The sequence below is a fragment of the Kiloniella majae genome (assembly GCF_002118315.1).
Classification (GTDB): domain Bacteria; phylum Pseudomonadota; class Alphaproteobacteria; order Kiloniellales; family Kiloniellaceae; genus Kiloniella; species Kiloniella majae.
Genome location: NZ_MTSZ01000001.1, coordinates 333,074 through 357,394, shown reverse-complemented (window position 1 = coordinate 357,394; position 24,321 = coordinate 333,074). Strand labels below are relative to the sequence as shown.

Annotated in this window: 21 protein-coding genes; 15 read left to right on the top strand and 6 right to left on the bottom strand. The window is 42.9% G+C overall.

Going from position 1 to position 24,321, the window contains the following annotated elements:
• Nucleotides 1-305: 305 nt before the first annotated feature.
• Entirely contained in the window at nucleotides 306-1,223 is a 918-nt protein-coding gene (locus tag BKB51_RS01620) for a manganese-dependent inorganic pyrophosphatase (protein WP_085899346.1), read from the top strand.
• A gap of 72 nt (nucleotides 1,224-1,295) precedes the next feature.
• Here the strand turns inward: BKB51_RS01620 and BKB51_RS01615 are convergent, their stop codons facing one another.
• The 3 genes from BKB51_RS01615 to BKB51_RS01605 all read right to left on the bottom strand — a co-directional run bounded on the left by BKB51_RS01615 (nucleotide 1,296) and on the right by BKB51_RS01605 (nucleotide 3,805).
• Nucleotides 1,296-2,597 carry a threonine/serine exporter family protein gene (locus tag BKB51_RS01615; protein WP_125911759.1) on the bottom strand — a complete coding sequence of 434 codons (1,302 nt, stop codon included), beginning with the start codon at nucleotides 2,595-2,597 and terminating at the stop codon, nucleotides 1,296-1,298.
• Nucleotides 2,598-2,673: 76 nt separating this feature from the next.
• Nucleotides 2,674-3,129, bottom strand: coding sequence for a MerC family mercury resistance protein (locus BKB51_RS01610; RefSeq protein WP_085899344.1), 456 nt, complete (start codon nucleotides 3,127-3,129; stop codon nucleotides 2,674-2,676).
• A gap of 343 nt (nucleotides 3,130-3,472) precedes the next feature.
• Entirely contained in the window at nucleotides 3,473-3,805 is a 333-nt protein-coding gene (locus BKB51_RS01605; protein ID WP_085899343.1) for a hypothetical protein, read from the bottom strand.
• Between the two features lie 249 nt (nucleotides 3,806-4,054).
• Here BKB51_RS01605 and BKB51_RS01600 point away from each other — a divergent pair, with 249 nt between their 5' ends.
• On the top strand, nucleotides 4,055-4,888 hold the full coding sequence (locus BKB51_RS01600) for a fumarylacetoacetate hydrolase family protein (protein WP_085899342.1): 834 nt from the start codon (nucleotides 4,055-4,057) through the stop codon (nucleotides 4,886-4,888).
• Nucleotides 4,889-4,925: 37 nt separating this feature from the next.
• Complete coding sequence (locus BKB51_RS01595; protein WP_085899341.1) at nucleotides 4,926-5,636, top strand: SDR family NAD(P)-dependent oxidoreductase; 711 nt, start codon at nucleotides 4,926-4,928, stop codon at nucleotides 5,634-5,636.
• Nucleotides 5,637-5,650: 14 nt separating this feature from the next.
• On the opposite strand, the gene BKB51_RS01590 is transcribed toward BKB51_RS01595, so the two are convergent.
• On the bottom strand, nucleotides 5,651-6,202 hold the full coding sequence (locus tag BKB51_RS01590; RefSeq protein ID WP_085899340.1) for a pyridoxamine 5'-phosphate oxidase family protein: 552 nt from the start codon (nucleotides 6,200-6,202) through the stop codon (nucleotides 5,651-5,653).
• A 306-nt stretch (nucleotides 6,203-6,508) separates the two neighbouring features.
• Here BKB51_RS01590 and BKB51_RS01585 point away from each other — a divergent pair, with 306 nt between their 5' ends.
• The 4 genes from BKB51_RS01585 (at nucleotide 6,509) to BKB51_RS01570 (ending at nucleotide 10,266) form a co-directional block, all read left to right on the top strand.
• Nucleotides 6,509-7,312 (top strand): DUF4864 domain-containing protein, encoded by an 804-nt coding sequence (locus tag BKB51_RS01585; protein WP_125911758.1) that lies wholly within the window; start codon nucleotides 6,509-6,511, stop codon nucleotides 7,310-7,312.
• Nucleotides 7,313-7,590: 278 nt separating this feature from the next.
• Complete coding sequence (locus tag BKB51_RS01580) at nucleotides 7,591-8,166, top strand: NAD(P)H-dependent oxidoreductase (protein WP_085899338.1); 576 nt, start codon at nucleotides 7,591-7,593, stop codon at nucleotides 8,164-8,166.
• An 8-nt stretch (nucleotides 8,167-8,174) separates the two neighbouring features.
• Nucleotides 8,175-8,993: an RNA polymerase sigma factor gene (locus BKB51_RS01575; RefSeq protein WP_085899337.1), complete on the top strand. Its 819-nt coding sequence runs from the start codon at nucleotides 8,175-8,177 to the stop codon at nucleotides 8,991-8,993.
• A gap of 121 nt (nucleotides 8,994-9,114) precedes the next feature.
• Nucleotides 9,115-10,266 (top strand): helix-turn-helix transcriptional regulator, encoded by a 1,152-nt coding sequence (locus tag BKB51_RS01570; RefSeq protein ID WP_085899336.1) that lies wholly within the window; start codon nucleotides 9,115-9,117, stop codon nucleotides 10,264-10,266.
• 526 nt (nucleotides 10,267-10,792) lie between these two features.
• Here BKB51_RS01570 and BKB51_RS01560 read toward each other — a convergent pair.
• The gene (locus tag BKB51_RS01560) at nucleotides 10,793-11,611 is read right to left on the bottom strand and encodes a DNA/RNA non-specific endonuclease (RefSeq protein WP_085899334.1); all 819 of its coding nucleotides are present in this window, start codon (nucleotides 11,609-11,611) and stop codon (nucleotides 10,793-10,795) included.
• A gap of 42 nt (nucleotides 11,612-11,653) precedes the next feature.
• Nucleotides 11,654-12,652, bottom strand: a complete 999-nt coding sequence (locus BKB51_RS01555) for a hypothetical protein (protein WP_085899333.1) — start codon at nucleotides 12,650-12,652, stop codon at nucleotides 11,654-11,656.
• A gap of 668 nt (nucleotides 12,653-13,320) precedes the next feature.
• Between BKB51_RS01555 and BKB51_RS01550 the strand changes: the two genes are divergently transcribed.
• The 8 genes from BKB51_RS01550 to BKB51_RS01515 all read left to right on the top strand — a co-directional run bounded on the left by BKB51_RS01550 (nucleotide 13,321) and on the right by BKB51_RS01515 (nucleotide 24,297).
• Entirely contained in the window at nucleotides 13,321-17,460 is a 4,140-nt protein-coding gene (locus BKB51_RS01550) for a VCBS domain-containing protein (RefSeq protein ID WP_085899332.1), read from the top strand.
• A gap of 117 nt (nucleotides 17,461-17,577) precedes the next feature.
• Nucleotides 17,578-18,027 (top strand): hypothetical protein, encoded by a 450-nt coding sequence (locus tag BKB51_RS01545; RefSeq protein ID WP_085899331.1) that lies wholly within the window; start codon nucleotides 17,578-17,580, stop codon nucleotides 18,025-18,027.
• A gap of 313 nt (nucleotides 18,028-18,340) precedes the next feature.
• Entirely contained in the window at nucleotides 18,341-18,760 is a 420-nt protein-coding gene (locus tag BKB51_RS01540) for a hypothetical protein (protein ID WP_085899330.1), read from the top strand.
• A 167-nt stretch (nucleotides 18,761-18,927) separates the two neighbouring features.
• Nucleotides 18,928-19,209, top strand: coding sequence for a hypothetical protein (locus tag BKB51_RS01535; protein ID WP_085899329.1), 282 nt, complete (start codon nucleotides 18,928-18,930; stop codon nucleotides 19,207-19,209).
• A gap of 296 nt (nucleotides 19,210-19,505) precedes the next feature.
• A complete protein-coding gene (locus BKB51_RS01530) occupies nucleotides 19,506-20,915 on the top strand; it encodes a cryptochrome/photolyase family protein (RefSeq protein WP_085899328.1) in 1,410 nt (469 codons plus the stop codon).
• Between the two features lie 121 nt (nucleotides 20,916-21,036).
• The gene (locus BKB51_RS01525; RefSeq protein WP_085899327.1) at nucleotides 21,037-22,590 is read left to right on the top strand and encodes a sensor histidine kinase; all 1,554 of its coding nucleotides are present in this window, start codon (nucleotides 21,037-21,039) and stop codon (nucleotides 22,588-22,590) included.
• A gap of 140 nt (nucleotides 22,591-22,730) precedes the next feature.
• Nucleotides 22,731-23,378, top strand: a complete 648-nt coding sequence (locus BKB51_RS01520) for a LysE family translocator (RefSeq protein ID WP_085899326.1) — start codon at nucleotides 22,731-22,733, stop codon at nucleotides 23,376-23,378.
• Between the two features lie 139 nt (nucleotides 23,379-23,517).
• Nucleotides 23,518-24,297 carry a HalD/BesD family halogenase gene (locus tag BKB51_RS01515; RefSeq protein ID WP_085899325.1) on the top strand — a complete coding sequence of 260 codons (780 nt, stop codon included), beginning with the start codon at nucleotides 23,518-23,520 and terminating at the stop codon, nucleotides 24,295-24,297.
• Nucleotides 24,298-24,321 lie beyond the last annotated feature (24 nt).

The following is a 24,321-nucleotide window of genomic DNA, read 5'->3' as shown; positions in this document are numbered from 1 at the left end:
AAACGCTTTAAATGTCAGGGTGCTAAACAGGTCTCTTTTTCGTATAAAACGATGGTTTTTTTTATCGCAATCATCGGCGCCTCTTTTCTATGCCTAGCTTTAATATCAGTAAGTTAAAGTCTAAGTTTTTATCCTTGTGGCAGTTTGTTATCCCGAGACTATTCCTATCAACTCAACGATTATAACTGCTGCGGGCGACAGACCATGTCCGACAGAGTTGAAAGGATCGTGACAGACGCCTGATGCTTTATTATAACAGCAGGTGAATCCGATCTTTTTACTGATAAAATGATGACTGTTTGAACATGATCAAAATTTTTGGCCATTTGGCGCCTGACACAGATGCAACTTGCTCGGCCCTGATCTGGGCTTGGTATCTTAAAGAAATAAAAGGGCAGAGCGCAGAAGCTTTTGTTCTTGGAGTACCGAATACAGAAGCACAGTTTGTTGCCAAACGCTGGGGATTTGAAATACCGGATCTTCTGGGGGATTTGGAAGCTGATCAGGATGTCGTGATTGTCGATACCAATAATCCGGCTGAATTACCTGTGAATGTTAATGACGCCAATATTATAGAGATCATTGATCATCACCTGTTGGTTGGCGGTATCAAAACAAAACAGCCGATTAATATTACCATCAAGCCCTTGGCATCCACCGCGACAATTATGATTGGAATGATGGGTGATGATGTTGCCAAAGCACCCGAAGGCATTAAGGGGTTGATGCTGTCATGTATCCTGTCCGATACACTGGAATTCAGAAGCCCGACCACCACTGCTGTAGATCGCAAACTTGCAGCAGAGCTGGCAAGTGATCTGGGGCTGGATATTCCAACCTATGCAGGGGAAATGTTCGCGGCGAAATCTGATGTTTCTCATTTTTCCGATGCCGAGTTGCTTCGTCTTGATAGTAAGAAATATGAGATCGGTGATACCAAGTTCCGCGTTTCAGTTTTGGAGACGACGAGCCCGGAAACAATATTTACCCGGAAAGACAGCTTGATGGCGTCAATGGCAACGGTTGCTGCCGAAGATCGTATTGATCAGGTTCTTCTTTTTGTTGTGAATATCCTGAAAGAAGAAGCCACCTTGCTAGTTGCGAATGATCTGGTGAAACAAGTTGCCGAAAAATCTTTTGGCGTCAGTGTTTCTGGTGACAGTGTTGTGTTGCCAGGGATTGTATCCCGTAAGAAGCAAATCATACCAAATCTGACGGTTTAATTATCCCGTTTCATTATCTTGTTTCGGTGGGCTGATTTGAAAGGGTGCGGTTTGAGCACCCTTTTTGTTACTTCAAAGTGTTACTTTGGGGCGTAAAATTGTATTGGCCACCAGAAGACCTGCTGCAATAGCCAAGGCAACAACAAACATCTGCATGAATTGATCAAGGCCCTGATCTGTTTGACCCGCGGCGACAACGACAAGCCCCCGGAAACCAATCGATCCACTGACAAGAACCGTGATTGAGGGAATGAGAACAATGGATGTTGGGCGTCCGGTTGTCCTGGCCCAGAGGTTGGCAAAAAGTCCGGCTGCTATAGCTCCGAAAAGAGTGCCGAGGTTTGCATTTAAAAGAACGCTGCTGAGATTAACTGCACCAAAGGAAAGGGCACAGCTGATCACAACCCAGATAAAATCCCTGAGTAATGTCTGGTAAGCGAAACAAAGGCCCAGAAAGAGCATGGCAATATAAAGCCAGATTTCATTACCTGTCGTATGAGAGCCAATGGCCCCGTTTTCCGAAGACCAGAGAAGACCAACCGTAGCAATGCCCAACCAGGCACCTGTAAACTGTTTGATCAGATAAACAAGTCCACCCATCAATCGGGCAGATCCTGCAACCACATGGTTTTCAACAATCTCAATGATTCCGGCAGAAACCATAAAACCGGGAATCAAAATGACAATTGCTGAAAGAGTGACAACAGTGTGGTTAAGCTCTGGCAAAAACAGTTTTATGAGGGCGGCACTCAGCCCGGCAAAATATGCAGAAACAAAGGGGAGGGCATCTGCAAAACGCCCCCCGGTTTTATCGGCAATGACAAGTATAATATAAACTGCAAGGCTTAAGAGGCCGGATATTGCTACATCCCATAAGTTTCCCTGGATCAGGCCGGCGAAGCCAAAACCGACCAGGACAAAACTCAGCGCATAGGTCGTAACGCCCCAAGGGTTTGACATGTTTTCGATTTCATCCAGCCTGTCATAGGCTTCCGAGAGATTATATTCACCGGACACAAGCTTTTCGACAAGTTCACCAACGTAGGCCAGCTTTGCCATATTATAGCCGCCAACAGGAACCGGTGCGATATGCGTTCGTTGCCATAGCTGACCCGGCTTGGAAAAGGCGAAGGTAATTTCGGACGGGGTGGAGCGGAAAACACCTTGATAGCCCAAAGCTTCAGTGACACCGTTGAGATAAGCTTCAAGGCGGGCTGCCGAGGGACCATATCCATGTACTGCCGTGCCCAGCTTTATGATAAAGCGACAGGCATCATTATAGGCAGGATCATCATCCCTGCGTCTGGACATGGATTTATCCGGGTTTGGGATGTCCTGAGAAGGTACAGGTACAGAAGGTATCTCTTTTTTCACTGTCTTGCTTGATGTCAGTTTCGCGATTTAACACAAGGTAACAGATTTTATTTGCTCTGCGACGCTTATGGTTATTTTAGTTTCTTTTTAAGGCGCGCCAGTCCAGTACTGCTGCTAAGCAAAGGCAGGCAAAGCCAGTGAATTCAATGAACATGTTGTCATCGAAATGCATGACAAAATTCACAAATCCACAGCCAAGGCACCCCATAACAAGTGGTAAGAAGTGTTTATGGCGAAAGAGATTAGCAAACAAGCCAAGAATGGCAAAAAGAGACGCGATGGTAATGGCACCGGCCCAGAGAGTTTCATTGACAGTAATTTCAAAACCCATTTTGCCGAACAGGTTAATAAGTATCAGCGTGCCATAACAGAGGATAATCGAGCAGGTTGTTGCTGCTGATGCAATAAGGCTTATCCGTGGACGCGTGCTTCCGGGGTGCATTGCAGCCTGATATAGCGCTTCATGCGAAGTCTGGTTCTGTGCCTTGTAATTCAAAGCATTATGTTGAGTGCTACCGTCGTCAGGACTCACGATAACCTATCCCCCGGATTGATCTGGATCTTCGATTTGTCTGTATGGCATAAAGCTCCGGAAATGTTTATAATTTCAAGAGCTTGTTGATATATTATATTGGTGTTGTATTTTTGTACTATGCGAGCCATCAAATACGAGAACTGTAGGTATCTTCGTGTTTGGCTTCTCATTTTGTGACGGGGATACTACAGCGAGAATGGGGAAAAAGTAAATGCCCTTATTCAACCTGATCAAAAAATATTACAGATACATAGTCTTATGATTTTATGATGATATTAAGTTTATCAATTATAGCTGATAGTTAAACGTTCCCAAAATGTGTCGAATTAATTCTGCAGAGTTATTTTTGCTTTGCTTCTTCCGAAGACATGGTTGGGGGCGTATCTCCAAAAACTGGTGATCTTTTGCCATGAAAAGGAGAGAGGTTTAGCCAGGTTTGAAAGATATTTATATTTTTTTGGGTTAGGAGTGTCGTTTTTATTGAATGTACTGTGTATCTCTTTGGTTCTTGTTCCGAAGCAATTTTACCAACTCCTCTTAATCTATCCCACCCATGATCATCGAAACGCTGTCCGACTTGTTGATTGGGAAATGGAGTATTCGAAATAAATAGTGCAACAGGTTCATGCGCACCTGTGATATCACAAATATACAATTCGTACTGAGATTTCATAATGTCACCAAGTGCAAGTTTTTATTAGGGTATGTTTGGCGAGCAATATAAGCAATTACAAAAAGAGAACTTGTAAATATAGAGGTGATTAACACGTTGATATTTCTTTATTTCAAAGGGTGTAAACCAATCCGATGATCATTATATTTTAAGCATGATGAGCTTAGAAAATAATGTTTCCATCGTTTGATATATGAGGGCTACACTTATTGGGAAATCTAGGGTGTGTGACTGACAAGCGAGGAAATCATGCAACTAAAGTTGATCGTTATCTGGGTCGGTATTAGCCTTCTATATCTTGGCAAGGTTGCCCAGAGTGATGACCTTCGAAGCGCAAGTTATGTGAGATACGAGTCACAGGGGCAGATTTATTACGGTGTCTTGTCCGGACAACTAATCACACGGTTAGAGGGAGGGTTGTTTCCCTTGTCTGAACTTTCAGATGATACAGTTACTTTGCAAGATGTTGTGCTTTTGCCGCCGACAGATCCTGCGAAGGTGTTTGCTGTCGGAATGAATTTTGCCAGCCACATGTCTTCAGCTGCTAATGCACCTCCACCGCTTTTTTTAAAATTACCATCCTCGCTCATCGGTCATAACCAGGATGTCCTGGTACCCATAGATGCGCAAAATGTTCACTTTGAGGGAGAACTGGTAGTTGTTATTGGCAAGAAAGCCAAAAATGTTACAGAAGAAAAGGCTGGGGAATATATCTTTGGGATAACGGCGGGGAATGACTTGACTGAAAGATCCTGGCAAGGCAGTGACCTTCAGTGGATGCGGGCCAAAGCAAGTGATGGATTTGGGCCAGTGGGACCAGCTATTGTCACAGGACTTGATTGGAACAAGCTGCTGTTAACCACCAGATTAAATGGCAAAGTTGTTCAACAGGAAACCACGGCTCATATGATCCATAAACCAGAAAAAGTTGTTAGTTATCTTAGCCATTATTTCACGTTAGAACCTGGCGATATGATTTTCATGGGCACACCAGGTCGAACTTCAGCACTCGTTTCTGGTGATGAAATCTCAGTTGAGATCGAAGGTGTTGGTGTCTTACGCAATGTTATTAAGTGGCCCTAAGCTGGTTTTGTGAAATGGACAATAGGAAGTAAAATATATGGATAATATTGTTGTTTTTGGTGGCTCGGGGACGATTGGCAAAGCCTTGGTTCAAAAACTCTCTAGCGAATATCCATCTGCATTTTTACATGTGTTTTCCAGACGTGAGATACCTTATTTCTTACCGAAAATAACCTGCTATGAGCTGGACTTCTTAAATGAAGAAGAACTTTCACTTAAGGCAAATATGATCAAGGAGCCTGTTGATCTTGTTATTGTGGCGACAGGAAAGCTTCATGACAAAGACTTGATGCCGGAAAAGTCGCTCAAAGATTTATCTTATGAGAAGTTAGCCGAACTCTATGCAGTGAATACAATTGGGCCAACCTTGGTTGCTAAACACTTTCTTCCCAAGTTAAATCGAAAGTCACGTTCTGTTTTTGCTGCAATTTCAGCGAGGGTTGGATCTATTGGTGATAATCGTCTGGGGGGATGGTATGCGTACCGTATGTCAAAGACGGCGCTTAATATGTTTATTAAGACGGCGAGTATTGAAATTAAAAGAACCAATAAGAATGCTGTTATTATAGGCCTGCATCCGGGAACGGTTGATAGCGATCTCTCCAAGCCTTTTCAGGCAAATGTTCCCAAAGGCAAGTTGTTTCCTTCAGACTATTCAGCAGAAAAAATGATTTCAGTTATCAAAGAGATAACGCCGGATAAGAGCGGTCAAATTCTTGCCTGGGACGGACAGGTTATTCCCGATTAAGAAGGCGGATTATTTTAATCGTCGTTAAAAATTCCGGTGGCATGACCATCTATGCTTTTAACATTTTTGCGCGCCCAGTATTTCTCTACTCCCTCTGGCCCCATTTCTTCGTAGAAGGGTAGCAGCTCTTTCTCTGCCCGGCTTTTGACGAAGCTCATTTCTGGTACACCAGTTCCACAAGACGTTTGAACAAGATCGATTGTCATATCGAATATCTGTCGGCTGCCTGCTGCTTCGGGAAAATTAGAAAGTGCTTCGTTCCATCCATCGTCTCTGGGATGTAGAATACTAGCCTGAGCGTATACGCGCAGAATTAGCGCTGCGCCCTCGAAGGCACAAAACATGAGCGTCATACGATTAACGTCAAGCAAATGAGCTGCTGTTTCATTCCCGCTGCCGCTGAGATTTAACCACATGATCCGGTTTGGATTAATGATACGCAGACTATCCAGGCCTTTTGGTGAAAGATTTACCCGGCTGTCTTTTCCCGCTGTTGCGACAAAGAAAAGAGGCTGTTGTTGGATAAATATGCAATGCTTATCAGATAGTTTATCGGATTTAGCCATTTATATTCTCTGTAATTTATTTCGCAAACAATAAGAACGTATAGTGAACATTTTGCTTTTGAATAGCAAGTGATAGTTTCATTAAACTTGAGTGTCTGTGATTGCCTATAAGGGCATCAAATATTGGAGAGAAACTGGTTTAGTCGAGTGTCAGCGAATAGTTTTCGATAATATAGTTGTATATACCTCATTTAGGGGATGCGGTGAGGTGAGGGAAGTGAAACAAGTGAAGAAGTTGTATCGACTTGGCACGAAGCGATCGAAAAGTAGGTAATGTCGAATAGCAATTCCGTTGGTAAAGTTAAGGTGCAAAAAGGAATGAGCATGACATTAAAAACGATCGCAAAAGGTGCCTTTTTGATCTGTAGTTTAGTTTGCTTGCTTGTTGTCATTGTTGTTTTTCAGATCAATAGTCTGGAAAAGACAGGTGAAGTATTTATTGCTTCTTTGCAGAGTAAGGAAACAAAATTGGCCTATAACCTTCTTTCAAATGATCTGCAGAATGAGCTTACCTATGAGGGTTTTAGATCTCATGTGGAGAATTATTCTTTTGATCGTGATGGAAAAATTAGCTGGGCAGACCGCTACAGAGAGAATGAAGTCGGTTTCGTCTCTGGGCATTTGACTAACGAAAATGAACAAAGCACTCATTTTGATTTTATTTTAGGGCAAGATGAGGATGACTGGAGAATTTACGCCTTAAATTTGACTGGGCTGGATAAAAACAATCAAGGAACCGAGATTGGGGTGCAAAAAGAACTGGAAAGTCGCATCCCCCTGGATTTACGAATTTTCCTATCAGCTGTTCGCAATGATGATCTAATCTTTTTTTACAAGAATTTTGCGGAAGCCTTTCAACAGCAATATAGCGAAGCTGAATTTATTAATCTCTATGGTCCCTTCAAGGGCTATGCTGATGAAATTTCTGATTTATTAGAAACGCAAGTTTTTATCGAGAAATATGATAAAGAACAGGGCGATTTGGTTCATGCAATCGATGGGTATTATTTCAACAAGATGTATAAATATTCATTCACTATAAAATATCTGCGAGAAGGCGAAGTTTTCAAAATTGTCGGCTTTAATGTGTCATTGGATGGGCGTAAATAGTTGTGTCACCTTGTAAATATATTGCAATGTAATGGCTACAATCAGCCACATAGAATAAAGAGAAAATCCTGCTTTTTAACAAGAAGGAATATTTGCCATCTATCTGATAATTTTCAGGTTGTGATAAATTAGCTTTGGCAAAATAACTCTATAAAGTTAGATCAAGCATGGTGATACAGAAAAAAATCAACAGGTATGAGTTTTATTTGAAAACTTTCGTCACACATTTGATTGCCAATTGTTTAGGTATCTATAGAGCTGTAATTATAGGTAATTAAATGACAAAAACACTGATTACATATTGCTCCCATAACGGGAGCACCCGTCGTATGGCCGAAGCAATGCTGGTAGGAGTTAAGGAACTGGGGTTTGATCAAGCCAAGTTAATTGAGTGTGATAAGGTGATGGCACAAGATTTTATTGACGCAGATGCGATAATAATCGGTACACCTGTGAAAATGGGAGGGATTGATCATAAACTAAAAGCTATGATTGATACTGTCATGGCATCTCTTTGGATAGAAGACGAAATCGTTGGCAAAGTTGCCGGTTGTTTCGCTACAGGTGGCGGTTTTGGCAAGGCGGGTGCTGGTGTAGAAGTTACAATGATATCTTTGGCAAATGTATTACTAGAAATGGGACTGGTTTATGTTCCGTTACCTAAAAACACTGTGGGCTTTGATAAAGGAGGGTTACAATGGGGTGCTTATGCTCTGTCTGCCAATGAGAACATGTGTCCAAAAGAGATATCAGTGGATAGTTTAAATGTTGCGAAAACTCATGCCCAAAATATTGTACGAGTAGCCAGTTGTGTTTCTCAATACAGGCCTTTTATGAATAATCGAATAGCGTGATTAATTAAATGCCTATTGAACAAAATGATTTTGAGTTAGTGCAAAAAGCCTGTGAGGGCGATAAAGAAGCATTAAATAAGCTTGTTACACGATATTATGATTTTGTGTTTAACGTTGCCAGACGTATGGTGTTTAAGCATGAAGAGGCATTGGATATCACACAGGATGTGATCGTGAGAATGATCACAAACCTGAATAAATATACCAAGGACGTTTCTTTCAAAGCTTGGGTTTATAAAATGACTGTTAATCATTTTTTGAACGAGAAAGAAAAGAAAAATCGTGCTCCACAATTGGGGTTTGATGATTTTGATGCTGGGTTGGATACTATAAAAGATAGCAACCTTGGTGCAACGCCAGAGGATGATCTGCTCCTAAAAGAAGTCAAAGTGAGTTGTACCATAGGTATGTTAATGTGTCTCTCAGCTGACCAAAGATTAGCTTATATTCTGGGTGAAATTTTGGATGTTGATCACAAAACAGGTGCTTATATATTTGATGTAAACCCGTCGGGATTTCGAAAATTAAAATCACGAGCAGTACAAGATATTCGTAACTTTATGGGAGGGCGTTGTGGGTTGATTGATCCCTCAAACTCATGCCGTTGCGAGAAAAAGGCTCGTGGATTTGTTGCAGAAGGCTGGATTGATCCTTCTAAGATGACTTTTTCAAAGGATTATTCTGGATCGATTGCAGAAAAGGCCGAAGAACTTGTCGATGTTTTAGAGACCGATATCAGGACGGTTGTTCAGAAGCTATACCAAGATCACCCTTTTTACACGCCGGATAATAAATATCTTGTCCTGAAAGACCTGAATTTAAATTAGAAATTCTGATCTTATTAAAAGAGGCTTATTGCTTAGATCTTTCATCTAATGAGCCGAGATATATCCGGTGATGTGAAGGTAAGAGTACTGTTATAATAATTCATGGTTTCGTTGGAATCACATGCGTATTACAGAAGAACATTTAAAATTCATATCTGAAACATATGACACTGTTTTGGATAATGAAACGTGGACAAGTCAGCTTGGTAAACTTGCAACAATGGCCGGTGTGGGGGCAGTCAATATTTTGCGTGTGGATCCGGCTAACAGTGTATTGCAAATTACTCAGCGCAGTTATCCGTTGAATAAAAAAGCACATAGCGAATTTTCCAAGGATTTTGCCTCGGATGAAGCAAAAGTTTTGGGGGGGATTGGAAAATTTATTCCCCATGCCTTGATTGCCGAGCAGGATCTATGTCTGAGCATAGAAAACTATTCAAGTTCCCGAGCACCTGCTTCGGCATGGAAAGCTGATGTCTTTGGATTGGGGAACAGATATTTCGCCAATTTGGGTAAGCGGGATGGCTATAATGATCTGGTGACTTTTTATAGTGATCAAGGGAATAAAGTTGATCCCGTTTTTATTCAGGAATTGGTCAAGATTTTCGCACCTCATTTGGTTAGAGCCTTACGACTAGCGGAACCGTTATGTCAGCTTGAAAGTTCTGTCAAAAGTTCTCTTAATGCACTGAACCGTCTTTCCGTAGGTGCGGTTTTAGTATCCAAGAAAGGGAAAATACTTTTTACCAATGATGAAGCAGAACGCATCCTGTCGTTGGATGATGGTATTAAAAGGGACAGAGAGCAATGCCTGAGTATTCAGAATGCAGGTATTCAGTCAGTATTTTTATCACTCTTGGCTGGCTGTAAAGAAACCATTGCAGCAAATGGTATTGCTTTTGGGGGTGCCATTTTTATCGAACGGCATTCTGGAGGAGATGCTTTTATTCTGGAGGTTTCCCCGGCATGCAGTCAGCCGGATGACTTTGCTCGTTCTGAGGAAGGCACATTATTGTTTTTAACTGATCCGGCCTGCCGCCGTGGTATTTCCTGTAATAATTTGGAAGGTCTCTATGGCTTAACCAAGGCAGAGATTGAAATTTCATCCCTTTTGGCGGAAGGTTATAGCACAGAGGAAATTTCAGAAATTCGCAAAGTTTCTATTGCAACGACCCGAACTCAGATTAAATCGATTTTTCTCAAAACTGGTACGCAAAAACGATCTGATTTGATGCGGTTGATTTTAAGAGTGAGTGTACCAAAAGTTTTGTGAATTTTGTGTAAGGAGTTTTTGAAGAAATTTTTTTGCAGTGATGTGGCAAATCGAGACCGGGATATACCCTTAAAAGGGTGAGAGTACGAAGTTAATAAGGTTTTATTGCTTCGCGAGAGACTTGCGTGATTGTGGGGTGAAAATAGAAAATGTAACTTTCTATTTATCGTTAATCATGGAAATCTTGATGCGTAGAGTGCTTGAGTAAGAGCTCATATATTTGAAATGATAAGTTTTCCACGCAGTAAAAGATTCTGGACTTATTTCTATTAAAGCTTCTTCATCTATCCTTTTAATTTTCAGTCCAAAATATAGCTTTGATTGTTTGTTCGGAACTTGTCGTTCATCCAATACATAAATGAGTTCGAGTGTTGTATTGTTATCAATTGAGACAGGTACTCCGTGCACGAGGGCTATTTCTTCCGAGATAGGGATATCTGGTGCTCCGACTTCTGATGATAATGAAGAAAACAAAGTGCCGAAGAACAAGGCAAGATAAAGTAACTTAGTCAAATATATCAAATGCTCAAGAGCACTCTATATAGGGGTGCAATTCTTGAAAATGGTTTTCGCGCTGTTCCGGAAGTAGCTGGTTTGTCAGCGGAAAGAAGGTAAATCCGGTTTCTCTTTCGATGGCGGATACATCGACAATGAACGGACAATAGTTTTCCGCTTTTTCTGATCCGGAGGGAAAGATAAATGCACTTACAAAGGTATGTGCTGTTGTGTTAATTGAAATTATTTTCCACAAACTGGCTTGGAGATTGATTTCAAGGGTAGAATCATTTTGACCAGTAAGGACCGTTGGATCTTGTCGCAAAGTTTTGTCCGTATAATGACGGAGCAGCCCAGTCAGTACAAAGGTATGAGCAATCCCTGGCTCTTGAGCGAGCCTTTCTTCCATTGTCAGAAGGCTTTCCCAGGCCGGTGATCCGTTGCCCCAAAAGAAATCTGGTGTCGAGGTTGTTGTGTCAGATAAAATTGACAGAGAAGGGTCATTGTATTCCGCTCTCCTCTCATCCCGTTCTTTCAAGATTGTTGTCGTAACGTAGTAGGCCAACCAATGCCCTGGCTTCCCATCATTTTGTACCCCCATCGTAAAAAGCGGATTGGGATCGGTATCCGTTTTTTGAGAGCCTTTTTTTATCGGACAACCATAGTTGCAGTGTAGTGGAAATGGTGTCGTTAAAATAGAGCTGGCGTCGCTGGTCATTAAGCTAATCCCCATAAAGGTAAAAACCACGACAGCCAGGAATGCAACAGTAGGACCTTTGGTTGTAAGCTTGGAAAGGGGGAGCTTAAGGAAAACAAAACAACAGGCTCTGAATGAGTTTTGGAACAACATTTGTCTTCTTTTCCTTTTGCCATGACCTTACCTGTAATCAGATTAGATATCTGGTTTATCATCTAGTAAAGCTTGAGGGATGGCGCAGGTTTTAGCGGCCATTTCTCCGACCAATGGCTTGACCTCAAGCCTGACATTCTTGGCCTGACCATTTTCACACTGAACATAGCCATTCATTTCGCCCATACCCGGCGTGGATTTGTGATCTTTTCGCCAGAAAGGTTCTGTCACCAATACTTCTTCGTTGGCTTTGCCCTTGCATACTTCGGCAAGCTTTGGAACATAAAGATAATCCGACTTTCTTTTTCCGCTTAACCTCTGATTATGTGCAAACCAGCCACAGCTATGTTTATCGGAATAGTAGTTGAGTGCATGGCAAGAGCTTTTGCCCCAGATAAAAGCAAACTGTAGCTTTTCCGGATAGGTCTGATCGTCAGTTGTTACTTCGCAAGAACTATCCCGTTGGATTTGCTTCTTTTCCATGTCATCTTGTGTCAAGCCATACCAGGAATTAGCTTTTTTGAGATGAGCAGGTAATTCCTGTAATATGGGAGGGATGGTACAGGTCTTGGTTTGGCCTTCAGCTTCCAAGGTAATGTTTTGAGCAACATACTGGTCACAATGTAAAGTAGCTTTCATACTTTTTTTGTCGAGCATGATGTGATCCCCTGATTTTAACTTTGAGCAGATCCATCGCATTTTGGGTGCCGTTAATAGTGTGTCGCCAGACAGAACCTTTCGTTTTGGTCCTCTGCATTCGTTCAATTGGGCACCTGCATGAGGATTTTCTGCACCCGAAAACCAGTTAGTTATACCAACGTTGTATTTTTTTGTTCCTTCGACCAATACTAACTCGCCCTTGGCTGTATCAATGCGGCAACTGCTATTCTGATTAATGCCACTTTCCTGTATTTCGGTATTGGACCAGCCACACCAGGCATCCTCTGCATGAGTTGGTGTTGTAATACTCATGGCGATACCAAATGAAGCGATTAATGTCAGTGAAGTAAAGAGGGTAACCTCTGAAGAATATCTATCCATGTGTGAGGTTGTTGGGCATGAAGTTCTTGGGTATGAGGCTACTGGTGCAATTTTATTTCTCACGACGACCTGTTTCCTGTGTTGTTTATGCATTTGTAATAAAGGGATTGCTGTAAAAAATCAGCCATAGCTATTATTAGACCCTTCAGACAATCAGGTTGATTGTGACTAAGGTCTTGGACAGAAATAATTTACCGAAGTAGTTATCACGCGTCATACCTCATATGAGGGAAGAAGAGCCTGTTTTAGGTGTCGGTTTCTCAACTGTAGGGCTTGAGAGTAGTGATGAGACGTAAGGTTTCAGCCATGTGCTCGGTTCAATCCAGCTATGTTAGGCAAATAAAGATAAAATTAATCGAAAATTTGTTATATTAATTGTTATTTATCAATTATTTATAGGATATGTATTTGTTGGCTCTGTAATGTTAAAAGCCAAGTATGCATTTTTTACTTAATTGAAATTTTTTGCTACCTCAAATGCGGTATGACGCCCCCATTGCCCTTGTCTATTGTCTCCATCAGGAAGGTTGAGCAATGAAGGCGCCGGTGAAGGTGCCGGAAACATATTCTTGCTCAATGCTTTGTTCACTTGTCTATTTCCGTCTGCATGACTGCGTTCGGGACAGGTTGCTTGTATTCGTGAATTCATGTTTGTGTGAGGAAAATTGATGTCAATGAAAAGCGGGCAAATTGCCGAAGCAAAAACTGCAGAAAATAGTCCAGAGATTGTTCTTGGCGGAATAGCTGGAGAAACGGTAGGCGTTGTTACCAGTTCAGAAGGTCGGGATTATCTTGTCGGGCAGGGAGATTCTGTTGTTATCAGCTTTCCTGAACAAGCTGGTCAAACAATTGAATATACACTAGCGTTGGGCCAAAAAACTGCTCTTAACTTGGATATGTCTCGCGTAACTCTCTCTCTAGAGGACGGAAATCTTGTTTTGTCCATGGGCGATATTGGAGGCGAGACTAGTGCGGAACAGAGCCGGGTTGTTTTCCTTGATCTCGTTGATCAAGCAAATACCGAAAATGCGCCAGTTTTGATTATCAACGGCGTTGAGGTGTCATCTGATGAATTGATTTCACAGGTACTAGCATTTGAAAATGGTGATAATGCTTTCGAAACCGCTGCTGGACCCGATGGGCAAATAAATGTTCAAAGCGGTGGTGGGAGTCAGTATCAAGATGATACCGGAGAACTTCTCGGGATGCTTGAGACTGAGGGCGCTCTGCAGAGTGATAGTGCAAGACCTTCGTTGCAAATTGCGAATGGAGATAACGATGACAGTGACACGGAAGTTTTTGTCCAGCCAGCACCGATAAATAATAATAAGACCCCTGTGATCTTGAAAACAGGATGGAATGAAGATCAATTCCCTCTGGAGATCATGGATGGTGTGGACGGTGAAAACAACTACACGCATTCCACGCATGGAGGGGCTATTTTTATCGATCCGGATTTAGAGGATGTCCATACGGCAACTCTTACGCCTGAAGGCAGTAATTATGTGGGCACAATAAGGCAGGTTATTGCAGAGCTTGAACCCAGTCTGAAGGTTGTTGAGTGGTTGTTTGAAGTGGCAGATGCTGATCTTGATTTTCTTGCTGAAGGGCAAACAATTTCGCAACGTTATACTGTTGTCATAGATGACGGCAATGGTGGTGTTGCGACTGAGCAAGTGACCATTAATCTGACCGGAAGTAATGATGGGCCAATTATTACTTCTGCGACAGAGCAGGGTGAAGTGATTGAATTAGATGCGGGGCAAGATGACGAAATTCTTCGAAGTGAAGGGCTGATTATTTTTGAAGATGTGGATCTGATTGACACACATTCCGTTCGCTTTGAAGCCAATGGTGAAAGGTACCTTGGCGAATTTCGTCCTGTTCTGGATCAGGAAAATAAAACCATAAACTGGTCATTTACTGTTGCTGATTCTGCGGTAAATCATTTAGCCGCCGGGGAAAGTCTTACACAGGTTTATACAGTTACGGTTGACGATGGGCATAGTGGTACGACCCAACAGGACGTGATGATCACTCTTCACGGAACAAATGACGCACCAGTTATCACGTCCGAGGCGTCTGAGGGAACTGTTACAGAAATGCGTGACGGTGCAATTGGTGAAAACCAAACAGAGCATCGTGCAACGGGCACTATCTCATTTTCTGATGCTGATATCACTGATGATCACCGTATTACATTTACAGCGGATCAGGAAAATTATCTGGGACGCTTTTCGCCTGTTTTAAATCAGTCTGATGGCACGATAAACTGGACTTTCTCAGTTGAGGATTCTGCCCTGAATTACCTTGGGAGGGAAGAAAGTTTAACCCAAATTTACCGTGTTACTATCGAAGATGGTAATGGTGGCAGTGTAACCGAAAATGTTGTTATCACTATCGAGGGAGCTAATGATCAACCGGTTGTTGTTTCCGGGGAAACAAGTGGTTCTATTGATGAGATTGCTGATCAGCAACAAGGGGAAAACAATACCGAACTGAGCACAGAGGGCAGTATTCATTTTACCGATGATGACTTGTCAGATGAGCATCAGGTAATATTCACCGCTGGTGAGGGAAGCGGGAACTATCTGGGACGGTTTACGCCCGTAATGGATCAGGACAATAAAGTTGTGAACTGGACCTTTACTGTCGATGATGCCGATCTGGATCATCTGGCCGAAGGTGAGACCCTGACGCAAACCTATGAGGTTGCGATCCGAGACGGAAACGGGGCACCGTTAATCCAGGAAGTTGTTATTACCATTACTGGCAGTAATGATGCACCGGAGATTATTGATCACACAAATTTACGGGATCTGATCAGAGTAAATAGTGATTTCAACCATAACCATTATATGCATCAACCATCCGTTAGTCACTTGCCCGATGGTGGGTGGGTATCTGTCTGGATGTATCGTAAGCCAGAAGATGAAAATTCTGATGAATTTATGCATGTGAAAGGTCGTGTTTTTAATGCGGATGGAAGTCCACGGGGTGATGATTTTGATGTCTTTCCGCCGCAGGAGCATTTTTCGTATCATCATCCGGATGTAACAAGTCTGCCTAATGGTGGGTGGTTTGTAAGTTGGCATGCTAAAAGTGGTCAAGGACTTCCTAATAAACTTTATGGGCGATTGTATGATCCGGATGGAACCGCACATGAGAGCATTAAAATTAGTGATCTTGAATATGGAAGTGAGCGAAACTCAACAGTTACAGCTCTGAATGACGGTGGTTGGGTCGTAAGTTGGCACAGCACAGCAAGTGGCTCATATGTTAAGGCGCGTATTTTTAATTCTGATGGAACGGCACGTGGTGATGAGTTTCAAGTGAGCGACAGGCATGTCGTTAATATCTACCTTGATGCCGAAATGACAACACTTGCAAATGGGAACTGGGTTGTGACCTGGCACGAGCTGAGTGATTCGACAGATGTAACTTCGACGAACATTTTTATGCGTGCATACGATGCTGCGGGTAATCCGCTGACAGAGGCAACGCTGGTTAACAGCCATCTGGAAGGAACCCAGAGAAAACCATCAGTGGTCGGGTTAAAAGACGGTAGCTGGGTTGTCACCTGGCATGGCGGTGATGATCAGGATGGTTCCGGGAACGGCATCTTTGGACAGGCTTATAATCCGGATGGTACGCCCCGTGGCACAGAGTTTCAGATCAATAGCGAGACAGCTGGTGATCAGGAAGGTGTTGTAACAACGTCGCTGAGCGATGGCGGATGGGTTGCCGTCTGGGCGTCTGACTTTGCAGAACCAGGGCGCTTCTTTATCAAAAGCCAGGTGTTTGACGCAAATGGATCGCGACAGGGGGATGAAATAACTGTCTACCATATGTTTGGCCATGTTAATGAGGATATCGCGGCTGTTGCCGGGTTGGAAGATGGAGGCTGGGTTGTAATCCTGCGCAGGGGGACGCAAATTTACAGCAAAACCTATAATGCAGATGGTTCTTTGCGATCTTACCAAAATACCGAAGATGGTTTGACATATCACGCTTTTACCGAAGGCGGTGATCCGGTTGTGCTTTTCAGCGATCTTGAACTGACAGATATTGATACTGCGGACAGCATTGTCTCGGCAACCGTAACCATAACCGATTTTGTTATTGGTGATGTGCTTGATTTTGGTGGCTATAGCCTGCCGACGGGCATTAACATTAACTATGACAGTTCCAGTGGTATTTTAATGCTGACGGGTGCCGCCAGTGCGTCTGAATATGAAGCTGTTCTTGAGCACATTAACTATCACAGTACATCAGATAACCCCGATATCAGTGGTCTTCAATCAAGCCGTACTATCGAAGTAACAGTCAATGATGGAACCGAAGATAGTGATGTGATCTCAACTACTGTTTCTGTTATCGGGAACTCGCCTGGACTGGACATTATCGGAAGTTCTGAAGATGATATCTTAACAGGTACTAAGTCCAATGACTTGATCGAAGGTGGCCATGGTGAAGATACCTTAATTGGCGGGGAAGGTGCTGATGTCTTTATTTTCCGGAATGGTGAAACAGATAACGATGTCATTGGTGATTTTTCTATCGGCCAAGGAGATACTCTTCATCTTGGAGAGTTATTATCGGCAGAAAATAATGAAAATCTTGATCGGTATTTGCACTTTTCGCAATCGGGTTCTGATACGCGCATTGAGATTGATGTTAATGGCGATGGTAGTGGAACAGATAAAGAAATTTTGTTACAGGACATTGATTTGACGCAAGGAGGTAGTTTGTCCGATGTGCAGATTATTAATAACCTTCTTGATCAGATGGCGCTGGTCGTAGATTAGTCGTAGTTATCTTTCATCCTGTTGATGTTGTTTGAAACAGGTGATTTAATTCGAGTAATACAAAGAGGAAACAATTGATTTTCAATGTTTCCTCTTTGTCTGTATGGGAAAACTACGATGGTTTCCAGGTTGTATCTTAGCCTTTTTACCCTGTTTGGTGGTTGCGGGATTTATGCCCTTATTCATATTCCGGAGTATTTATCAGAGCGAGCGTTTATTCTAAGCATGGAGAGTATCCCGCAGCGCGGTTTTATTGATCTCTTTTCGTTATGGGATCTTTGGATTGTTCCAATTTTAATGCTTTCAGGAAGCTTTGTATTACCTAAGTTTTTGAAAACACCATGCTTTGGTATGAAAGCTTTAGTCGCTGGTGCTATGGTCTTTGGTGGTAGCTATTTCTTTATGTTGGTCATAATGAAAATCAGAGGCTTCTTCATCTATTCCTTTCCTTTCCACGAGAGGGATTTTTTAATCTCGTACTTGATCAGTAATAGCGGATACATACTGGTTTTTGCCTGTTTGGGCGCTTTGTTGATTATGGTGCTCTCCATTTTAAAGAGACCCTGAAATCTCTCTTTAAAAGGCAATGTTGGAAACATTGTTCAGGGACACTCATTTTTTTCTGTTTTATTGAATAGTAAGAGATAGAGGCTCAAAAGAGGCCTTATTTAGTGAATAAAATACAATGCGTACCCCCTTTGGGGTATGCGTCTTTTGTCTCGATGATTTTAGTATCTTTGCGAACATTTCAGGCATTTCGCTGTAGGAATAAGCTTGGTCAAAAAGGGGCGCGCGCATTTTGGTTGAATGCATCTCTTATGGGCTTATCCGCTAGTGCCAATGACTGTGATTTTGTAACAGATAAGAGAGTTTACATAGTATGTTTTATGCCATTAGTTTGATTATTTTAGGCGCGCTTGCGGCCTATCCGGTTGTTGTCAGAAAACAACCGGCAGCACAGCAAATATTAGACCGAATTGTTCCATTCCAAGGCGTTATCGGCGTTATTTTTGGTATATGGGGGGTCTGGGGAATCATCCAGGCACTTTTGAACATGGGTTTGTTAACGTCCTTTCCGATCTGGTGGATAACTTGGATGGCCGTTTCTGTCATTACCGCGATCCTTGGGTTCCTTCTGGGCTTTGGTCTGATCAACAAGTATGTAACCGGATCAAATCCTGAACTTCAATCCAAGGCGAATGTACTACGAGACAAGCTGGTTGGACATCAAATTAATCTTGGTTTTGCAGCAATCGCACTTGGCATTTGGGGCTTTGTTGCAAGCACGTTCTTTCTCTGATCTTTGATCATGTTCAATTCAGTATTTCTGTGTATCAGATTTCTGATCTTGTCAGGGGGCGACGCAAAGAAATGAAGTAATAACGGACCAAAGGGTATCAGCCATAGATATATGGCAAACATTAATCGGTTTTATAAAACTCAACTTATTAAAGACAGGAATGAGTAATGAAGAAGTTTATCGCAATACTATCAACGGCTGCTTTTCTTGGCATGACATCAAGCTATGCCTATGCTGAGTGTTCTACTGACGAACTGACAGAGAAAACGCAAAAGGTTGCATCTCTAATGGAGCAGGTTGCGTCCAAGATTGGCAATGGTGTTGATGCAAATGAATTTACAGCTGAGTCCACTAAGTTGAATGAAGCAGGTAACGCCTTGGGTAATGGTGATACAGATAAAGCCTGTACCATGTACGATGAGTTTATTGCCTGGGCAGAGAAGCAGTAAAAGCATTTCCAAATCAATTTGTTTTATTGGGGGAAGAGAAATCTTCCTCTTTTTTTGTGTCTGGAGTTATGGATCGATACTTATATCTATTATCTGAATAGCATTAATAGACTCTTGATAAACAAGACTTAAATATCATGTATGCAAGAAGACAATGCCAGCTTTATACTGTGCATATTATATCGGGCAAAGATTGAGACATTTATTCTAATGTCCCAGGTAATCTAATGTCTCAGCTAATCCGATGTCATAGGGCTGGGTGTTCGAAAACAAAATACATCAAGAGTGGATAATTAATGTCTTCTGAAAGAGTATCGATTTTGTGGTTTCGCCAGGATCTTAGGTTGGAAGATAATCCGGCGCTGTGTGCCGCGGTCCAATCAGGGCATATTTATCCCGTTTATATTCTGGATGACGAAAATGCAGGGCAATGGGCAATGGGTGCGGCCAGTCGGGTATGGCTGAATTCTTCCTTGGAAAAGCTGGATCATTCACTGGATGGCAAGCTTTCTCTGTACAAGGGAGATGCAGAAAAAATACTGCCAGAGCTGGCGGCACGCCTTGGGGCAGACGGGGTATATTGGAACAGGTGCTATGAGCCTTGGCGTATAAAACGTGATACGAAGATCAAACAAACCCTGACTGATGCAAATGTCGAAGTTAAGAGTTTCAACGGTTCTCTGCTTTGGGAACCGTGGGAAGTTTTAAAGAAAGACGGTACGCCCTATAAAGTTTTCACGCCCTATTATCGTGCGTGTCGGGCCAGCACATTACCGGCCAAACCGGTTCCCACACCGGGAAAAATCACGGCTTTGAAGGATCATAACGCTCTAGGTTTAAAAGATTTGGGTTTGCTGCCCGGAGAAAAAACGTGGGTGACAAAGATGTGCGCCAATTGGGTAATGGGGGAGAAGGCTGCCCATACGGCTTTGGGTGACTTTATTGAAAATGGTTTGAGCAGGTATAAAAAAGGGCGTGATTACCCGTCTGAAAGAAGTGTATCCCGATTGTCGCCTCATTTGCACTTTGGCGAGATATCTCCGAATTATGCCTGGGATTTGATCCTGAAGCAGGAAAGTAGTGAGGATCGGGATCATTTTTGTTCCGAGCTGGCCTGGCGGGAATTTTCATATTATTTGCTTTATCATTTCCCCAAACTTCCTGACGAAAATTTTCAGTCCAAGTTTGATGATTTTGAATGGTTCGGTTCTGAAAAGGATCTGAAGGCGTGGCAACAGGGAATGACCGGCGTTCCCATTGTCGATGCGGGCATGCGAGAACTCTGGCAGACGGGATATATGCATAATCGCGTCCGAATGATTGTTGCGTCATTTCTGACGAAAAATCTGGGGGTAAATTGGCGTGAAGGGGCAAGGTGGTTTTGGGACACGCTGCTTGATGCTGATCTGGCCAGTAACAGTGCGAGTTGGCAATGGGTTGCTGGATCAGGTGCCGATGCCGCCCCGTATTTCCGGATTTTTAATCCTGTCACGCAGAGTAAGCGATTTGACGGTGAGGCTGATTATATTTGTACGTATGTTCCCGAACTTGCGAAGTTACCGACACGCTATATTTTTGCGCCATGGGAAACGCCCCGAGATGTGCTAGATACCGTTGGTATAGAACTGGGGCGTGACTATCCAGACGTGATTACCAGTCTAAAGTCATCAAGGGAAAAAGCGCTGCAAACGTATAAGGAACTGTGATGATATTGGCGAAATGAGAAGGTGAAAATTTCTTCATCATTTTTAAAGCCCTTCCCTATACAGTTTAGGAAGTGTGTTCTGAGTTTTCTCGAGGGGGCAAGAGTAAAAATCGGAGAACAGCTTGTTGGCAGAAAAAAGTGCGGAGACTTACGAAAGTCAGTCTGGTGACAAAAAGAAATATAAAAATCTAAAGTCTCAAATTAAAACTGTCTTCAGGACGGGGTATTTACGCGGGATATTTATTGTCTCTCTTTTGATCGCAGTTACCTTTCCTCTGGCGGATTATTTTATTGTCCTGCCGCTCTTTTCCAACTTTGTTATTCAGCATACAGAAGAAGAGGCAGTGCGTGCTGGCCATCATTTGGCTGAAGACCTTGTTATACAAAATAACAAAGATATTACTGCAGGCTCTCTATCAAAAGATGTGCAAGAAGGCGCCCTCTCTGTTGCCCGTGGATTGGGGCTTGTTAAATTCAAGCTTTTTGCACCGGATGGGACAACGGTTTATTCGACCGACGAAGAAGACATCGGCAAGGTCAATGAGAACGATTATTTTCATGATATTGTCGCCAAGGGCAAGGTTTTCACCAAGCTTGCGCGCAAAGATAAACTGAGCCTGGAAGGTGAAGTTGTTACACAGGATGTCGTCGAGACTTATGTGCCGTTGATGCGAAGTGATGATCAGGGGCATTTCCGTGGTGCCTTTGAAATCTATTATGACGTCACGGATCGAATGGCCGAAATTGACCGTCTTATTTTGCTCTCAACCTTTGTTTTGGGCAGTGTGGCCTTGGGGTTATTGGTCATTGTTTTCCTCACTCTTCGTTCTGCGGTAACTGTCAGTATTCAACGGGACCTTTCTTCACAAGCTTTGCGTAATGTAAATAAAAATCTGGAAACCCGTGTTGCTGAACGGACTAAAGAACTGATGCTGGAAAAGGACCGTGCTGAAATGGCCAGTCGTGCCAAATCAGAGTTTCTGGCCAACATGAGCCACGAACTACGGACCCCGCTTAACTCGATTATTGGTTTTTCAGAAACGCTCGAACACGAAGTTTTTGGCTCGCTGGGTAGTAAAAAGAATGCTGAATATGTGGCCGATATACAAAAATCCGGTAAGTTTTTGCTACAGTTAATCAATGATATTCTGGATATTTCCCGTATTGAAGCCGGAGAATTGGAACTGGATGAAGAGGTTATTCTGGTTGAGCAGACGATTGAAACCGTTCTGTTCCTTGTCAAAGACCGTGCAGCGTCAGGTAAAATAAAGATCGTTACTGAGAACAATACAACTGATCTTTATGCATCATTGGATAGTCGACAGTTCAAACAAATTTTACTTAACCTTTTGACCAATGCAATTAAGTTTACCGATCCTGGAGGTAAGGTTTTTGTCAGCCTTCAATGTGATCCAAAGGGTTTTAGTGTACGTGTTGAAGATACCGGGATTGGTATTTCGCAAGAACATATTGAGCGAGTTCAAGAGGCCTTTGGGCAGGTTGCCGGCAGTATGACGCGTAATCATGATGGTACCGGATTGGGGCTCTCTATTGTTAAAGCGTTGGTTGCCAATCATGGCGGGGAATTCAAACTGGAAAGTGAACCGGGAAAAGGAACCGTTGCAACAGTAACGTTTCCCGCAGAAAGAATTGTTGAAAAGCTAGCTACGCCGTGATTTTTTATACTACTTAATATTAAAATATATAGTTCGTTCAATAGCGAAGCATTTTCTGTGGAAACTCTGTCATAATCCTCTTTTATAGCTTATAGCTGTTTCCTGTTCTCTGGAAATAGCGGCATTTGAAAGGGAGTACTATGGACAGTGTTTCGATCTATTTACCGGGTATTTTACTTGCCTATTCAGCCTTTCTAATTTCCATCGCTAGTCCTGGGCCAAATGTCTTGGCTGTTATTGGCACATCAATGGACGTTGGGCGTAAATCTGGTATGGCATTAGCGCTTGGTGTTTCATGTGGCTCGTTTTGTTGGGCAATGTTTACCGTGCTTGGGTTATCTGCACTGTTATCAACCTATGCGATGGCTTTGACGGCGATTAAGGTCGGCGGGGGGGTATACTTGTTATGGTTGGCGTATAAATCTTTCAAAGCCGCACGTCAGAAATCTGATCTTACGGCCAAAGCTTTAGAAGGGGGAGATCGCAGTCCTACAGGTTATTTTTTACGTGGCTTGATTATTCAAATGACCAATCCTAAAGCAGCATTGGCCTGGATTGCCATTATCTCTATCGGCTTAACAGAAGGTGCTCCGATTTGGGTGGGGATGGCAATCGTTGTCGGTACGTCTGTGCTATCTGTGGTGATTCATTTGATCTATGCCATTTCGTTTTCCACACCTGTAATGGTGCATCTTTATGGAAAAGCACGCCGTGTCATTCAACTGGCTTTGGGAAGTTTTTTTGCTTTTGCAGGGATCAAGCTTTTGAGCTCCAGGTTCTCGGATTAAAAGTGATATTTTATCGTTGTTGTGATCGGTTTTTTTATCATCAGCAATCCCCTTGTTGCTGTAATGAGGGGTTTGCAGTCTGAGGAATTGCATTGTATGACGAATAGCGATTGTTGTGCATGGAACAAAGGAACAGGTGATGAGCCTCTTAGATATCGTAAATCTTGAAAAGCATCCGATATCGGATGAGGGGTTTATGCAATCCTGCCGGGATAAGCTTGATCGTGACGGGGTCCTTGTTCTAGAGGGTTTTCTGTTGCCAAAAGCCGTTGCGTTGGTAAAGAATGAAGGCGAAAAGCATGAGGATCAGGCTTATTTTTGTGAGCAAAAGCATACTGTTTACCTCAACCCTCATGATCCTGAATTTGATGATACCCATCCCAGAAACCGTCTGGTGACTTCCTCTAAGGGCTGCATCACGGATGATCAAATTCCCGAAAAATCTCCTTTGCAGACACTTTATCACGATGCAGATTTTCAGAAATTTCTGTGTCGCGTCTTAAAAGAGAAAGCTCTCTATCAATATGCTGATCCATTATCGTCAATTAATCTGCATTATGCGCGAACAGGGCAGGAGTTAGGGTGGCATTTTGATAATTCATCCTTTGCGACGACCTTGATGATACAAGAACCCGAAGCTGGTGGCGCTTTTGAGTATGTGGGTGACCTGCGGGATGCAGATCGCGGAGATATGAACTTTGAGGGGGTCGGAAAAGTCCTGGACGGTGAGACTGCGGTCAGCCGACTTTCTATGGGCGCTGGTGCGCTTGTTCTTTTTCGCGGGCGCAATGCGATCCACCGGGTTGCCCCCGTCGAAGGTGAACGAACTCGTATGCTGGTGGTACTTGCCTATAACTCGGAACCGGGAATTGCCCTGTCAGAAGCTGCGCGGATGACGTTTTACGGGCGTCTTGGCTGAGATAAGCTTTTGCTCGTTCAGCTT